Here is a 14,372-nt window from a genome sequence, read left to right on the forward strand (position 1 = left end):
AACATATATGGCACAATATTCTAGGTTGGAAGTGGCCCAGGTAATGAAGGAAACCGGGATGGTCCCGTTATTTTATCACCCTGATATCGAATTGGGTAAAAAGGTAATCAAGGCCTGTTACGAAGGTGGTGCGCGACTCATGGAATTTACTGCTCGCGGCGATTTTGCTTTCGAGGTCTTTTTGGAACTCAACAAATATGCTGTAAAGGAACTTCCGGGGATGATAATGGGCGTAGGCTCTATTACTGATGCCGGGGCAGCCAGTATGTTCATGCAGATGGGTGCCAATTTCATTGTTACCCCATCACTTCGAGAAGATATCGCAATGGTCTGTAATAGGAGAAAGGTCTTGTGGTCACCAGGTTGTGGTACACTAACTGAAATCAATAAGGCTGAGGAATTGGGCTGTGAAATAATAAAGTTATTCCCAGGTTCTACGTACTATCCGGGTTTTGTAAAAGCGATTAAAGATCCCCAGCCATGGACGAGTATTATGCCTACAGGAGGTGTCAGCGCGGAAGAATCCAATCTTAAAGGCTGGTTTGATGCCGGCGTTACTTGCGTGGGAATGGGCTCACAACTCATCAGCAAGGAGGTATTGGCAAATGAGGATTTTAAAGGTTTAACAGAAAAGGTCGAGGCTACTTTGGCACTTATAAAATCCATTAGAAAGTAATAACCATATGAAATCATTTAAGGTATTTATTCGTCTGTTCACTGCACTTTTGGTGTTAGGATGCTCCGAGGTAAATACCGTAAAAACCTTACGTTTGGGACATGGACTCGATGTCAGTCATTCTGTTCACAAGGCTATGGTGGCCATGGGAGAGGATTTGGCGGAACGTTCCGGGGGTAAACTTAAACTAGAGATTTATCCCAGCCAACAATTGGGTACAGAAAGGGAATGTCTCGGAACTATTGCAAATAGGGAGTTTGGATATGACCAAAGTATCCGTAGGGGTACTGGAAAATTTTGCTCCTAAAATGAAAGTGTTGGGTTTGCCATTTCTTTTTAGGGATAGGGAACATTCCTTCACCGTATTGGATGGACCTATTGGCAAAATGTTGTTGAACGATGGTGAAAAATACTGGTTAAAGGGACTTGGCTATTATGATGCGGGTAGCCGTAGTTTTTATACCATGAACAAGCCTATATTAAAACCCTCGGATTTGGAAGGGGAAAAAATAAGGGTAATGGAAAGTGCTACAGCCGTAAATATGGTGAAGGCATTGGGCGGGTCACCAACTCCAATTTCATGGGGTGAGCTTTATACTTCATTACAACAAGGGGTGGTAGATGGCGCTGAAAACAATCCTCCCAGTTTTTATCTGTCTCGGCATTACGAGGTTTGTAAATACTATACCTTGGATGAACATACCGTATTGCCGGATGCCCTTTTAATAGGGACTTATGCTTGGAACAAGCTTTCTGATGAAGAGCAGGAATGGTTGAACGCCTCCGTGGAAAAATCCATAAAATATCAAAGAAAATTGTGGGCAGAAGCAGAGGCCGAAGCCCTACGGGAAGTTGAAAAAGCAGGCGTGGAAATAATTCGACCGGACAAGGCCCCTTTTGTAGAAAAGGTAGAAGCAATATTTGAAAGCTATAAGGATGATGAAGAAATATACCCCTTAATTAAGCGGATACAAGAAACCAACTAAAACATGAGAGCGAAAGTAGACACGATTTTGGGTAGAATGCTGGTAATCATCATGGCCGTTATGGTGTTAAATGTATTATGGCAAGTCTTTACCCGATTTGTAACGGGCGACCCCAGTTCCTTTACAGATGAATTGGCGAGGTACCTAATGATTTGGATTGGTGTTTTGGGAGCGGCTTATGTATCAGGAAGAAACCTGCATGTGGCTATCGATATTTTACCGGCCCGCTCCAATGAAAGAAGACAAAAGCTTCTAAAGACCATTGTGACGGTGTTGGTCATATTATTTGTGTTTTTCGCCTTTGTAATCGGCGGGTCCCGTTTAGTATATATATCCTATGTACTGGGCCAACAATCGCCCGCACTGCAATTGCCGTTGGCAATTGTCTATATCATAATTCCGATCAGTGGTCTATTGATCATATACTATAAAATTTCGGATCTAAAACAGCTGTTGTCATGATGGAACACATCCCAATTCTGATTCTGGTCATCAGCTTTATCTGTTTATTATCCATAGGTACACCAGTGGCTTGGAGTATAGCTATATCCTCCTTGTTGACGATGTTGGTCAGTATTCCTGTAATGCCAGCTTTAACCACCGTTTCCCAACGTATGGCTACAGGTCTCGGACAGTTTTGCCTTGTTGGCCATCCCATTCTTTATTTTATCGGGAGAGCTTATGAACAAAGGGGGTATTGCGCACCGACTCATAGCATTTGCGAAGACCTTGGTGGGTTCCCTACCCGGTGGCTTGGCATTGATCAATGTAATTGCCGCCATGCTCATGGGCGCCATTGCGGGTTCGGCCATGGCATCCGCTTCTGCAATGGGCAGTATTTTAGATCCGGAGATGGAAAAGGAAGGATACTCAAAGGAATTTGGAGCCGCTGTAAATATTACCTCTTCTACTACGGGCTTGGTCATACCCCCGAGCAACGTACTAATTGTATATTCCTTGGCCAGTGGGGGTGCCTCCATTGCAGCCTTATTTTTGGCGGGTTATATTCCTGGGATATTAACGGGTCTTTTTCTTATGATTGTCGCCTTGGTGTGGGCAAAGAAGAAGAACTATAAGGTAGGTAAACGAAGTAGCTTTAAGCAAGTGGTGAAAACGTTTGTGGATGCCCTGCCCAGTTTGTTCATGCTGGTCGTAGTTATTGGGGGCATCGTAACGGGTGTCTTTACGGCTACGGAAGCATCCGCTATTGCGGTATTGTATAGTCTCGGTTCTTGGGTTTATCTATAAGGAAATAAATGTTGCCACTTTACCACAGATACTGCTCAATTCATCGGCCACTACTGCAATTGTGATGTTGCTTATTGGTGCGTCCATGTGCATGTCTTGGGCGCTTTCCTACGAAAATATACCCCAGGATATCAGTACGGGCCTGCTAAGTCTAAGCGACAACAAAATTGTCATCTTGTTGATTATCAATTTGATTTTACTATTTGTGGGGATTTTTATGGATATGACCCCGGCAGTTTTGATATTCACACCTATATTTTTGCCAATCGTTACCAAATTGGGATTGGATCCTGTGCATTTTGGAATCATTATGGTGCTCAATCTATGTATAGGCCTTTGTACCCCTCCAGTCGGTTCGGTGTTATTTGTGGGCGTAGGTGTGGCCAAAACGACCATCGAAAAGGTATTTAAGCCCCTACTTCCCTTATTTGTGGCCATGATCATTGCCCTGTTCTTGGTAACTTACATTCCTGAATTGAGCTTGTGGTTGCCAAGCTTGTTCGATTTATAATTCCTTAATTAACATAGCTCATGCAAAATCTTGACAGAGGTAGCTTAATACGTTCACATACCTTACCTATAAAAGTGGTACAGTTCGGAGAGGGTAATTTTTTGAGAGCCTTTGTGGATTATGCCATTAAAGTATTGAACGACTCCGTAGGGTTCAATGCCGGGGTAGCGGTGGTGCAACCCATTGAAAATGGAATGGTGGCCTTGTTAAATGAACAGGACGGTTTGTATACCTTGTTCACCAAAGGTATTAAGCAAGGCGAGGAAGTTCAGGAGAAGATACTGATCGATACCATTGTCAAGGGTGTCAACACATACGATGATTTTGAGGAATTTCTCGGAATTGGCACAGGAGCGGGAACTTGAGTATGTGATTTCCAATACTACCGAAGCTGGAATTCGGTATGATGGGAATGACCAGTTGGAAATGTCCCCGCCTAATTCATTTCCAGGGAAGCTAACACGTTTTTTATTAGAGCGATTTCAATATTTCGATGGAAGTACGGACTTTGGGCTGACCATCATTCCTTGTGAACTGATCAATTACAACGCCGACACCTTGAAAACAGTTATTCTGAAGTATATCGATCTTTGGAAGCTTTCGGAGGAATTTAAAAACTGGGTCTTGAATGCCTGCACATTTCACAACACTTTGGTGGATAGGATTGTGCCAGGGTATCCAAAGGATACTATTGAAGAATACAATTCTCAATTGGAGTATCAAGACCAACTTATTGTAAGTGCGGAGACCTTTTTTCTATGGGTTATTGAAGGGGATGATAATCTGAAGAAAAAGCTTCCATTTCATAAAACTTCCTTGGATGTCCGAATCGTGGAAGATATGCAACCATTTAGGACAAGAAAGGTCAGGATATTGAATGGGGCCCATACCGCCATGGTACCTTTCTCATTATTATATGGTAATGAAACCGTGAAGGAAACCGTGGACGATGGGTTTACGGGGCACTTCATTGAATCCTTAATTTTAGAGGAAGTAGTGCCAACCCTGGATATGGATCAAAAAGAATTGGAAAGTTTTGCCAAGGATGTTTTTGATCGTTTTAGAAATCCGTTTATAAAACATCAATTGTCCAGTATCGCCCTTAATTCTATTTCTAAATTCAAGGTTCGTGTGCTGCCAAGTCTATTGCGTTACATTGAATTGTATCAAAAAATGCCGCTGAAAATCGTCTTTTCCTTTGCTTGTCTCATCCGTTTTTATCAAGGCCGTTGGAAAGGAAAGGACGTGCCTTTAAACGATGATGATGCCATTATCAAAACGTTCAAAAACCTTTGGCAGCTTCCCGCAGAAGACATGGTAAAAGAACTATTGGGAAATACCGCCTTACGGGATACAGATTTAAATCAATTGCACGGGCTTCCGGCAGCTATCGAAAAGGCTTTGGGGCTTTTAGAAACCGACGGTGTAAAAGAGGGGTACGAAAAATTTGAGGAAAGCTACAAATAAAGAAGTATGAAACAACGGTTAATAAAGGTACATGAAGCCGATAATGTTGGTATAGCTTTGGAAGATATATCCGCCGGGGAGATTGTTCGCTTTGAAAATCAGGACATAGAACTGTTGAACCGTACAAAAGCCAAACATAAGATTGCCTTAAAAGAGTTATTGGTAGGTGAAAGTATAATCATGTACGGGGTACTGGTAGGTACTGCAACCGCACCTATCGGTAAAGGTGGGCTTTTAACTATCGAAAACGTCAAGCATCAAAGTGAAGGAGTACAGGGACGAACAGAAAGGTATACATGGAACCCTCCCGATATTTCCAAATGGAAGGACAGGACCTTCATGGGCTATCACCGACCGGACGGACAAGTGGGTACTAAAAATGTATGGCTGTTCTTCCCCTTGGTATTCTGTGAAAATAGAAATATAGAGATTTTGAAGGATGCTTTTGAGAAGGAATTTGGTCTTGGTGAAATAAGCAAGCAACGACTATTATTAAGACGCCTTATTGAAGGAAAGGGCCCAAAGGGTGAAGAGGATTTTACCATGGGTCAAAGGCCCTTTGAAAATGTAGAGGTTAAATTTATTACCCATCAAGGGGGCTGTGGTGGTATTCGTCAAGATTCTGAAATGTTGGCCAAATTATTGGCGGGCTATGTTAAAAATCCCAATGTAGCGGGAGCTACGGTATTAAGTTTGGGTTGTCAAAACCTTCAGATAAACCTTTTAAAGGATGCCTTACACGGGATTGACCCCAACCTTGAAAAACCGGTTTTGATCTACGAACAGCAACAGTTGGGCACCGTCGAAGATATGTTGAATACCATCATCTTGGAATCTTTTGAGGGTATCAAAGAAGCGAATAGAATTGAAAGAAAACCGGCGCCACTTTACAATCTAAAATTAGGATTGGAATGTGGCGGTTCCGATGGCTTCTCGGGAATTTCCGCCAATCCTGCGCTGGGATATGCTTCGGATATTTTGGCCACAGTGGGCGGGTCACCCATACTTTCTGAATTTCCGGAGCTGTGCGGGGTTGAGCAGGAACTTGTAAACAGATGTGTTAGGGATGAAGATGTAGAACGGTTTATAAAATTGATGAAGGCCTATGAGAATTCGGCAGAACGGGTAGGTTCTCGGTTTTGATATGAACCCTTCACCGGGAAATATCAAGGACGGATTGATAACCGATGCTATGAAGTCGGCAGGAGCGGCAAAAAAAGGAGGCACTTCCCCGATTCAGTCCGTTTTGGATTACGGAGAGTACGTGACACGTCCCGGTCTCAATTTACTATGCACGCCTGGAAACGATGTGGAAAGCACTACAGGAATGGTGGGATCTGGTGCCAATGTAGTCGTCTTCACGACCGGTTTGGGAACCCCTACGGGAAACCCGATCGCACCCGTAATCAAAGTGTCCTCCAATACGGAATTGGCCCAAAAAATGCCCGATATTATAGATATGGATACAGGAGCCGTAATTAGGGGGGAGAAATCCATTAAAGAAATGGGAGAAGAACTATTGGAGTATCTTATCAAAGTTGCTAGCGGAGAGGTTTTGTCCAAGGCTGATATCTTGGGTCAAGACGATTTTATCCCTTGGAAACGGGGCGTGTCCCTTTAAAAATTCAAAATCTTGCAGGTTAGCTGAGGTCAGCTCTACTACAATGCCTAATTTTAGGGGTATTGTAGAAGTAAGAAGAAAAGGAACAAAAAATGAGTAAAGAAATAACCTATTATCAAGCAATAAATCCGGCAACTGGAGAAAAACTGGAAGGCGAATTTAAGAACTCCACTTGGAAAGATGTGGATATCGTGGCCAAAAAAGCAGCACTAGCGTTTCAAACCTACAGGAAGCTGGACAATGAAACCAAGGCAAATTTTTTAGAAACCATTGCCGATGAAATACTAGCGTTAGGGGATACTTTATTGGACCGCTGTCATTTGGAAACAGCCTTACCTTTGGGCCGACTTACTGGCGAGCGTGGAAGAACCATGAACCAGTTAAGAATGTTCGCCAGTGTCGTAAGGGAAGGTTCTTGGGTGGACGCTAGGATTGATTTGGCACAACCCAATAGGGAACCTTTGCCAAAATCCGATATACGGCATATGTTGATTCCATTGGGTCCAGTGGCGGTCTTTGGAGCTAGCAATTTTCCATTGGCTTTTTCAACGGCAGGTGGAGATACCGCTTCTGCCTTGGCGGCAGGATGCCCAGTAGTCTATAAAGGGCACCCGGCACATCCAGGGACAACAGAAATGATTGCAGGGGCTATTCAAAAAGCGATTAAAAAAACAGGTCTACCAGAAGGTGTTTTTTCCTTGGTTCAAGGGACTTCCATTCAAGTAGGTGAGGACCTGGTAAAACATGCCGAAATAAAGGCCGTTGGCTTTACGGGTTCTTACAAAGGAGGTATGGCAATTTTCAATTATGCCAATTCTAGGCCTGTTCCTATCCCCGTTTTTTCTGAAATGGGTAGCACCAATCCTATGTTCATATTACCAGGAGCCCTAAAGGAACGTGCCTCCCTATTGGCGGAAGGATATTCTAACTCCTTAAATATGGGCGTAGGCCAGTTTTGTACCAATCCAGGACTTAGCTTTTACACCGAGGGAGAAAATTCGGCGGAGTTTTTGGAGGTTCTTTCCGAAAAAATAAAAGATACTGAACCAGCCATCATGTTAACGGAAGGTATTCAATCGGCCTACAAAAAGGGTTTGGAAACATTTTCAAATACACATGACCTGAGTATTGTTGGAGAGGGCAAGGCTTCTAATGGTACTTTTGGAGTCAGTTCAAAAGTCTTTAAAACGACCATGGATGCGTATCTTAAAAACAACGAACTCTCTGAAGAAAATTTTGGACCGTCTTCAATCGTAGTGGAAGCATCCACAAAGGAGGATTTGTTGAAAGCTGCCCGTGAACTAGAGGGGCATCTAACAGCTACTGTCCACGGTACGGAAGAGGATTTGTCCGAGTATGCCGAGTTGTTTGAAATCCTGGAGCAAAAGGTAGGTCGGGTTTTGGTCAATGGATATCCAACAGGGGTAGAAGTTTGTCATTCTATGGTACATGGTGGGCCTTTTCCCGCGACCACAGCACCGAGTTCAACGTCAGTCGGAACCAATGCCATAAAGCGTTTTGTAAGGCCTGTTTGTTACCAGGATTACCCGGAAAGCCTATTACCACAAGAACTTAAAAACGACAATCCGTTAGGCATTTGGAGATTGGTGGACGGGGAATTCTCTATAAAGTCCGTATAAATTTTAATAGAGGGCTTAACCCTCATAGTATTTAATTCCTGGAATAGCCATCCTAAGGTTTTTCAGGAATTTTTTTGTTACTGAATCTGTGGTTTTAAGATAATCAACACGAGAAAAATAGCCTTAATTTAAAACTTCGGCTACATTCCATTTCCAAATAGGGCGGTTTCACGTTGGTTTTCAGTCACTTCACTGTATAATTTCCCAAGAGATCATACTTCAGTCATACATTTGTCCTGTAAATAATTCATAAACAGATTTATAACTAAAAATAAATATCATGAAAAAATTAAGTGTTTTATTAGGAATTGGAATTTTAGGTGTGTTGTTAATCTCTGCAAAAGCAACAAATTTCTGTGTAGATGCAGACCACAACCCACATGTATCTAATCATAATCCATTTGCCGAAGGATTACAAATAGAAATGGAATCTGCCAATCCGGATGCCAGCGAAATCGTTTTGTTGGAAGAAGAGGAAGAAGTGGATTTGGGCTTCGATACTGCGGAATACTTGCCTTTGGGTTTTAATGCCTATGAAGGTATGGAATTGGATGTTGAGGATATCGTAATCCTGGAAGATGAGGAAGAAGTGGATTTGGGTTTTGATGTAGCCCCATACCTACCCGAAAACTTTGATGCATATGCAAAATAGGTGGTTGATTGTTGTTAGTTAGCACCTTTTTTATAGGCCTTCATTAATTTGGGGGCCTATACTCCTTGAATGATACTTCATTACCCGACCAACCAAAATTAACGTACATTTGAAACCATACAATCCATGCACATTTCTACCATGTTTAAACCTGTAAAGAACGGTCAGATCTTAAAGATTTCACTGCTTTTAGCATTGTTGATATCGCTTCCTCGGTCTATTTTTCTATACAATATGTTTTCCGATGGGGACATTGAACTTTCCAGGGATTTATTTATTGATTTCCTAGGGCGTTATTTGTTTTTTGTAGTTTTTTCCTGGATAATGCTACAATTGAACACCAATGCCGTGTATCTCTACTTCAAGGGCCCCTCAACGTTACGTGTTATCATGTTGATGCTTGCGGATATTATTATCCTAATCGTATTTCTGAATCTTTTCAATTATTTATTCCCGTTCATTACAGGTGAGGAAGTAGATGAAAGGTCTCGCGGCTTCAACAATTTTAACTATACGGTGTTAATGGTAGTACTCTTTTTTATTGCCAGGGTTTTACGATTGCAGACAGATCAGCAGGAAAGTAAATTAGAGAATGAACGTTTAAAGCAGCAAAACCTACAGAACGAATTGGCTGCATTAAAAAATCAGATCGACCCTCATTTTTTATTCAATTCCCTAAACTCACTTACTTCTTTGATCCGGGATAACAAACCCGCCACTCAATTCGTGAACAAGCTTTCCCATATGTATAGGTATATCTTACAAAGTGGGGACTCTAATTTGGTAACCGTAAGGGAAGAGTTGAAATATTTGGAGAGTTATGCCTATTTGATTGAAACCAGATATAGAGATCGATTTAAACTGAATATCGAAATCGACGAATCCTGTCTCGGACGAAAAGGTACCCCCGTTGGCTTTACAGTTGCTAGTAGAAAATGCGGTAAAGCATAATGAAATATCTGCTTCCCATCCTCTTAAAGTGGACATCATACAAAGGAACGGGTCTATTTTTGTGGAGAATGTGATCCGACCTAGGACCAATTTGGCAGATGGGACAAAAAACGGGTTGATAAACTTAAAAAAGCGCTATGCCCTGCTTTTAAAACAAGAGTTGGTTATCCGACGGGATAATGATATTTTTAGTGTAGAGCTACCTTTAACAAAAGAGGCATGAAGGTAATCATTGTAGAGGACGAATTGGCAGCTAGTGAAAACCTGGCCTATCTTCCGGAATCCATTGATGATAGTATTGAAATAGAAAAGGTGTTGGAATCCGTCACCGATGCGGTGGAATTTTTTGCCCAACCCTATGATGCCGAGCTTATTTTTATGGACATCCATCTAGCCGATGGACTATCTTTCGAAATTTTTGAAAAAGTAGAGGTAACCACGCCCATTATTTTTACTACAGCCTATGACCAATACGCGCTTAAGGCCTTCAAGGTTAACAGCATAGATTATTTATTGAAACCAATCGATGAGGAGGAACTTTTGGAGGCCATAAATAAATTCAAAAGTAGGACTCCTGAAAAGGTTATAGACAAACAACAAATAGATAGTCTTTTGAGCTTGATCGGGGGAGGTGCGAGAAACTATCGAGAGACTTTTTTAGTAAGTCATCGAGACCAACTCATTCCCTTAAAAACGAATAATATTGCCTATTTCAGAATCGATACAGGGATAGTCAAAGGAGTTACGGTGGACAACCAATCCTATGTCATGGACAATAAGTTGGAAGAAATAGAGGAGGAACTGGATCCCGCAAAGTTCTATCGTATAAACCGTCAATTTATAGTAAGAAAGGACGCTCCGGAAAGTATCAAATACTATTTCAACGGTAAGCTTATAGTAACGCTATCCCCTGCATGTGATGAAAAAGTCGTGGTGAGCAAGGCTAAGGCCACAGCTTTTAAAAACTGGGTAAATTCTTGAAATAGCACCCCTTTTAGTGCATTTTTTGTGGTCGGCTATCGATTTTTCTTATCGTATCTTTGAGAAAGTACCATTGAGATATTCATAGGATGTCAAAGAAACAAGCACCACTTTTTGAAGGTTTTCCTTCCGTTTCCGCCAAAGCTTGGAAACAGAAAATTCAATATGATTTAAAGGGAGCCGATTACAATACCGAGTTGGTATGGACATCTAGGGAAGGAATCCATGTAAAACCTTTTTACCACAGGGATGATTTGGAGGAGGCCATGGCAGCCACGGATTCAGAAACGCCATGGAAAATTGGTCAATCCATTTATGCTGGGAATGTAAAATTGGCCAAGAAACGGGCATTGGAAGGATTGGAAAATGGCGTTGAGGTGTTACATTTTACCATTCCCAATGACGAGGTGGAACCTCAAGGTATTCTAAAAAATATTGATTTGGAGAAAGTCCCGGTTTCGCTCCAATTTGAATTTTTATCGGAGTCCTATATAGCCTCCCTTCTTAAATCTGTGGGTAAAGGAAAATCAAACCTTCATTTGAATATCGATATCATTGGGAATTTGGCCCGAACGGGAAATTGGTTCCATAACCTAAACAAAGACCATGAAGTGTTGGAGATGCTTCTACAAACTGGGGCGGATACTATATTGAGTATCGACACCACCTTGTATGAAAATGCTGGAGCAGATATGGTTCAGCAATTGGGATACGGACTCGCCCACGGCCATGAATATGTTCAGCATTTGTATGACAAGGGCTTATTAAATAACTTGGAAAGGGTCACATTTAAGGTGTCCGTTGGGAGCAATTATTTTTTTGAGATAGCGAAGCTTAAGGCCTTGAGAATTTTATGGAATACCTTAATGGATGACTATGGTCTTAAAACGGAATGTCATGTCGTAGCGGAACCCTCCCGAAGGAATAAGACCCTGTATGACTATAATATGAATATGGTTCGGACCTCGGCCGAATGCATGAGTGCCATACTGGGTGGCGCACAGGTAGTTTTCAACCACCCCTATGATAAAATTTACCATAAGGACAATGCTTTCTCAAGCCGAATCTCCATAAATCAATTGTTAATTCTAAAGGAAGAAGCCTATTTTAACAAAGTCCATAATGCTGCCGATGGTGCCTATTATATAGAATCCCTAACCAAACAATTGGCGGAAAAAGCGCTGGAATTATTCAAATCGGTTGAAAGGGAAGGGGGGTTCCTTAGTCATCTGAAATCGGGAACCGTACAGCAAAAAATCAAGGAAGCTGCCAACAAACAACAAAGGGAGTTTGATCAAGGGAATGAGGTACTTGTAGGTACGAACAAGTTTATGAATGGTTCTGATAGTATGAAGTCCGATTTGGAACTGTACCCTTTTGTAAAAACGCGCCCTAGAAAGACCTTGATCGTACCCATAATTGAATCGCGCTTGGCCGAAGCAACGGAACAAAAAAGACTGAACGATGAGTAGGAGGGACGTTCAACATATTAGTATTAAAGAAGCTAAGATTGAAAAGCTTTCATCTTCATCACCGACTGAAAATTTTCTGACCGCCGAAGGAATTTCTTTAAAAAGGGCGTATTCAAAAGAAGATTTGGAGGAGGTGGAGCATATGGATTTCCCGGCGGGAATACCTCCTTTTTTAAGAGGCCCCTATGCTACCATGTATGTTCAAAAACCATGGATCATCAGGCAATATGCAGGGTTTTCTACGGCCGAGGAAAGCAACGCATTTTATAGAAGAAACCTGGAGGCAGGACAAAAAGGCTTGTCGGTGGCCTTTGACCTTCCCACCCACCGAGGGTATGATAGTGATCACGAACGGGTCATGGGCGATGTTGGAAAGGCTGGGGTAGCCATCGATTCGGTGGAGGATATGAAGGTTTTGTTCGATGGCATTCCCTTGGATAAAATGTCGGTTTCCATGACTATGAACGGTGCCGTGATTCCCATTATGGCATTTTATATTGTGGCAGCCGAGGAGCAGGGCGTGTGTAAGGAGGAATTGGCGGGAACCATCCAAAACGATATCCTAAAGGAATTCATGGTTCGTAATACCTATATCTATCCTCCAGGTCCTTCCATGCGATTGGTGGCCGATATATTTGAATACACCAGCCAATACATGCCCAAATTCAACAGTATAAGTATTTACGGGTACCATATGCACGAGGCGGGAGCCCCTGCCCATATGGAATTGGCCTACACACTGGCAGATGGCTTGGAGTACATTCGTACAGGTCTCGGAGGCTGGTCTTAAAATTGACGATTTTGCACCAAGGCTTTCCTTTTTCGGGGGATTGGCATGAACCACTTTATGGAAATTGCCAAGTTAAGGGCCGGTCGCATGTTATGGGCTAAATTGGTAAAGAAGTTCAGCCCACAAAATATAAAGTCACTGATGTTACGGATCCATTGCCAAACCAGTGGTTGGAGTTTAACGGAGCAGGATCCTTTTAATAATGTGGCCCGGATCCACAATAGAGGCCATGGCTGCGGTATTTGGTGGAACTCAAAGTCTACATACCAATGCCTTGGATGAGGCGATTGCCCTACCTACCGATTTTTCCGCACGGATTGCTCGGGAAACCCAATTATTTCTCCAAGAGGAAACAAAAATCACTAGGGTGGTGGATCCTTGGGGAGGTAGTTATTATGTGGAGACACTCACGCATGAATTGGCACAAAGGGCTTGGGCCCTTATAGAAGAAGTGGAGGAACTCGGAGGAATGACAAAGGCCATTGAGGCAGGAATCCCAAAAATGCGCATTGAGGAAGCAGCGGCTAAAAAACAGGCCCGATTGGATAGTGGAACCGATGTACTGGTAGGGGTAAATAAATATCGATTGGCACAAGAAGATGAGCTGAGTATTTTGGAAGTGGATAATGAGAAGGTTCGGACGCAACAAATGACCCGACTTAAAAAATTGAAAGACCAGCGCTATGAAGGGGAAGTACAAGAAATTTTGACACGTATAACCCTCACCGCAAAAGATTCCCTTGAAGAAAACAAACAGCGCGATAATTTGCTAGCTTTAGCAGTAGAAGCTGCCAGGGCTAGGGCGACGTTAGGTGAAATCAGTACGGCACTTGAGAAGGCCTATGGCAGGCACACGGCAAAAACAAATACGATTACAGGAGTGTATTCCAAGGAAATCAAGCAAGACGATAGTTTTAAAAAGGCAGTCAAGTTAGCGGATCCAACTAGCGGAACAAGAAGGTCGTAGGCCGCGAATTATGGTGGCGAAAATGGGTCAGGATGGACATGACCGTGGAGCCAAGGTGGTGGCTACCGCGTATGCCGATTTAGGGTTTGATGTAGATATAGGACCTTTGTTTCAAACACCGGGCGAGGTCGCTAAGCAGGCTATAGAAAACGATGTGCATATTACGGGCATTTCCTCTTTGACGGCGGGGCATAAAACATTGGTGCCTAAAGTTATAGAAGAACTTAAATCCTATGGTAGGGAGGATATATTTGTAGTTGTTGGGGGTGTAATTCCAAAACAGGACTATGCATTCTTAAAGGAAAAAGGAGTTACCGCCATTTATGGGCCGGGAACTAAAATTAGTGAAGCCGCCATAGAGGTTTTAGAAATGTTACTTCACTGATTTTATAGTGGTATATACAAAAAGG

The 14,372-nt window shown here is 42.4% G+C and carries 12 protein-coding genes and 4 pseudogenes; all 16 read left to right on the forward strand.

The genetic code is table 11. From position 1 onward, the window contains the following. Positions 1 to 7 precede the first annotated feature (7 nt). The 16 genes and pseudogenes from NYZ99_RS00880 (at position 8) to NYZ99_RS00945 (ending at position 14,347) form a co-directional block, all read left to right on the forward strand. The gene (locus tag NYZ99_RS00880; protein ID WP_260573076.1) at positions 8 to 676 is read left to right on the forward strand and encodes a bifunctional 4-hydroxy-2-oxoglutarate aldolase/2-dehydro-3-deoxy-phosphogluconate aldolase; all 669 of its coding nucleotides are present in this window, start codon (positions 8 to 10) and stop codon (positions 674 to 676) included. A gap of 7 nt (positions 677 to 683) precedes the next feature. After that, the gene (locus tag NYZ99_RS20885) at positions 684 to 983 is read left to right on the forward strand and encodes a hypothetical protein (RefSeq protein WP_338039208.1); all 300 of its coding nucleotides are present in this window, start codon (positions 684 to 686) and stop codon (positions 981 to 983) included. Then, positions 919 to 1,662: a TRAP transporter substrate-binding protein gene (locus NYZ99_RS00885; RefSeq protein ID WP_338039209.1), complete on the forward strand. Its 744-nt coding sequence runs from the start codon at positions 919 to 921 to the stop codon at positions 1,660 to 1,662. Before NYZ99_RS20885 ends, NYZ99_RS00885 begins: the two co-directional genes overlap by 65 nt. A gap of 3 nt (positions 1,663 to 1,665) precedes the next feature. After that, positions 1,666 to 2,124 (forward strand): TRAP transporter small permease, encoded by a 459-nt coding sequence (locus NYZ99_RS00890; RefSeq protein WP_260573077.1) that lies wholly within the window; start codon positions 1,666 to 1,668, stop codon positions 2,122 to 2,124. Next, positions 2,124 to 3,421: pseudogene (locus tag NYZ99_RS00895) on the forward strand (TRAP transporter large permease). The gene NYZ99_RS00890 and the pseudogene NYZ99_RS00895 overlap by 1 nt, the downstream one beginning before the upstream one ends. A 20-nt stretch (positions 3,422 to 3,441) precedes the next feature. Next, positions 3,442 to 3,786: a mannitol dehydrogenase family protein gene (locus NYZ99_RS20890; RefSeq protein WP_338039210.1), complete on the forward strand. Its 345-nt coding sequence runs from the start codon at positions 3,442 to 3,444 to the stop codon at positions 3,784 to 3,786. After that, positions 3,746 to 4,888 carry a tagaturonate reductase gene (locus NYZ99_RS00900; protein ID WP_338039211.1) on the forward strand — a complete coding sequence of 381 codons (1,143 nt, stop codon included), beginning with the start codon at positions 3,746 to 3,748 and terminating at the stop codon, positions 4,886 to 4,888. The genes NYZ99_RS20890 and NYZ99_RS00900 overlap by 41 nt, the downstream gene beginning before the upstream one ends. 6 nt (positions 4,889 to 4,894) lie before the next feature. Next, positions 4,895 to 6,509, forward strand: a pseudogene (locus NYZ99_RS00905) (UxaA family hydrolase). Positions 6,510 to 6,601: 92 nt separating this feature from the next. Next, a complete protein-coding gene (locus NYZ99_RS00910) occupies positions 6,602 to 8,149 on the forward strand; it encodes an aldehyde dehydrogenase (NADP(+)) (protein WP_260573078.1) in 1,548 nt (515 codons plus the stop codon). A 280-nt stretch (positions 8,150 to 8,429) separates the two neighbouring features. Then, on the forward strand, positions 8,430 to 8,801 hold the full coding sequence (locus NYZ99_RS00915; RefSeq protein ID WP_260573079.1) for a hypothetical protein: 372 nt from the start codon (positions 8,430 to 8,432) through the stop codon (positions 8,799 to 8,801). Between the two features lie 126 nt (positions 8,802 to 8,927). Next, the gene (locus NYZ99_RS00920) at positions 8,928 to 9,752 is read left to right on the forward strand and encodes a sensor histidine kinase (RefSeq protein ID WP_260573080.1); all 825 of its coding nucleotides are present in this window, start codon (positions 8,928 to 8,930) and stop codon (positions 9,750 to 9,752) included. After that, the gene (locus tag NYZ99_RS00925; protein ID WP_260573081.1) at positions 9,712 to 9,975 is read left to right on the forward strand and encodes a LytS family sensor histidine kinase; all 264 of its coding nucleotides are present in this window, start codon (positions 9,712 to 9,714) and stop codon (positions 9,973 to 9,975) included. The genes NYZ99_RS00920 and NYZ99_RS00925 overlap by 41 nt, the downstream gene beginning before the upstream one ends. Beyond that, positions 9,972 to 10,733 (forward strand): LytR/AlgR family response regulator transcription factor, encoded by a 762-nt coding sequence (locus NYZ99_RS00930; protein ID WP_260573082.1) that lies wholly within the window; start codon positions 9,972 to 9,974, stop codon positions 10,731 to 10,733. Before NYZ99_RS00925 ends, NYZ99_RS00930 begins: the two co-directional genes overlap by 4 nt. Positions 10,734 to 10,822: 89 nt before the next feature. Next, a complete protein-coding gene (locus tag NYZ99_RS00935; protein WP_260573084.1) occupies positions 10,823 to 12,205 on the forward strand; it encodes a methylmalonyl-CoA mutase subunit beta in 1,383 nt (460 codons plus the stop codon). Next, positions 12,198 to 13,277 (forward strand): annotated as a pseudogene (locus NYZ99_RS00940) (methylmalonyl-CoA mutase family protein). Before NYZ99_RS00935 ends, NYZ99_RS00940 begins: the two are co-directional and overlap by 8 nt. Then, positions 13,225 to 14,347, forward strand: a pseudogene (locus tag NYZ99_RS00945) (methylmalonyl-CoA mutase family protein). The pseudogenes NYZ99_RS00940 and NYZ99_RS00945 overlap by 53 nt, the downstream one beginning before the upstream one ends. Positions 14,348 to 14,372 lie beyond the last annotated feature (25 nt).

It is taken from the genome of Maribacter litopenaei (assembly GCF_025244665.1).
Lineage (GTDB): Bacteria > Bacteroidota > Bacteroidia > Flavobacteriales > Flavobacteriaceae > Maribacter > Maribacter litopenaei.

What these genes read in the sequence shown, in the direction of transcription:
- NYZ99_RS00880 (WP_260573076.1), top strand. Translation starts at nt 8, where the DNA reads ATGGCACAATATTCTAGGTTGGAAGTGGCCCAGGTAATGAAGGAAACC.
- NYZ99_RS20885 (WP_338039208.1), top strand. Translation starts at nt 684, where the DNA reads ATGAAATCATTTAAGGTATTTATTCGTCTGTTCACTGCACTTTTGGTG.
- NYZ99_RS00890 (WP_260573077.1), top strand. Translation starts at nt 1,666, where the DNA reads ATGAGAGCGAAAGTAGACACGATTTTGGGTAGAATGCTGGTAATCATC.
- NYZ99_RS20890 (WP_338039210.1), top strand. Translation starts at nt 3,442, where the DNA reads ATGCAAAATCTTGACAGAGGTAGCTTAATACGTTCACATACCTTACCT.
- NYZ99_RS00910 (WP_260573078.1), top strand. Translation starts at nt 6,602, where the DNA reads ATGAGTAAAGAAATAACCTATTATCAAGCAATAAATCCGGCAACTGGA.
- NYZ99_RS00915 (WP_260573079.1), top strand. Translation starts at nt 8,430, where the DNA reads ATGAAAAAATTAAGTGTTTTATTAGGAATTGGAATTTTAGGTGTGTTG.
- NYZ99_RS00920 (WP_260573080.1), top strand. Translation starts at nt 8,928, where the DNA reads ATGCACATTTCTACCATGTTTAAACCTGTAAAGAACGGTCAGATCTTA.
- NYZ99_RS00930 (WP_260573082.1), top strand. Translation starts at nt 9,972, where the DNA reads ATGAAGGTAATCATTGTAGAGGACGAATTGGCAGCTAGTGAAAACCTG.
- NYZ99_RS00935 (WP_260573084.1), top strand. Translation starts at nt 10,823, where the DNA reads ATGTCAAAGAAACAAGCACCACTTTTTGAAGGTTTTCCTTCCGTTTCC.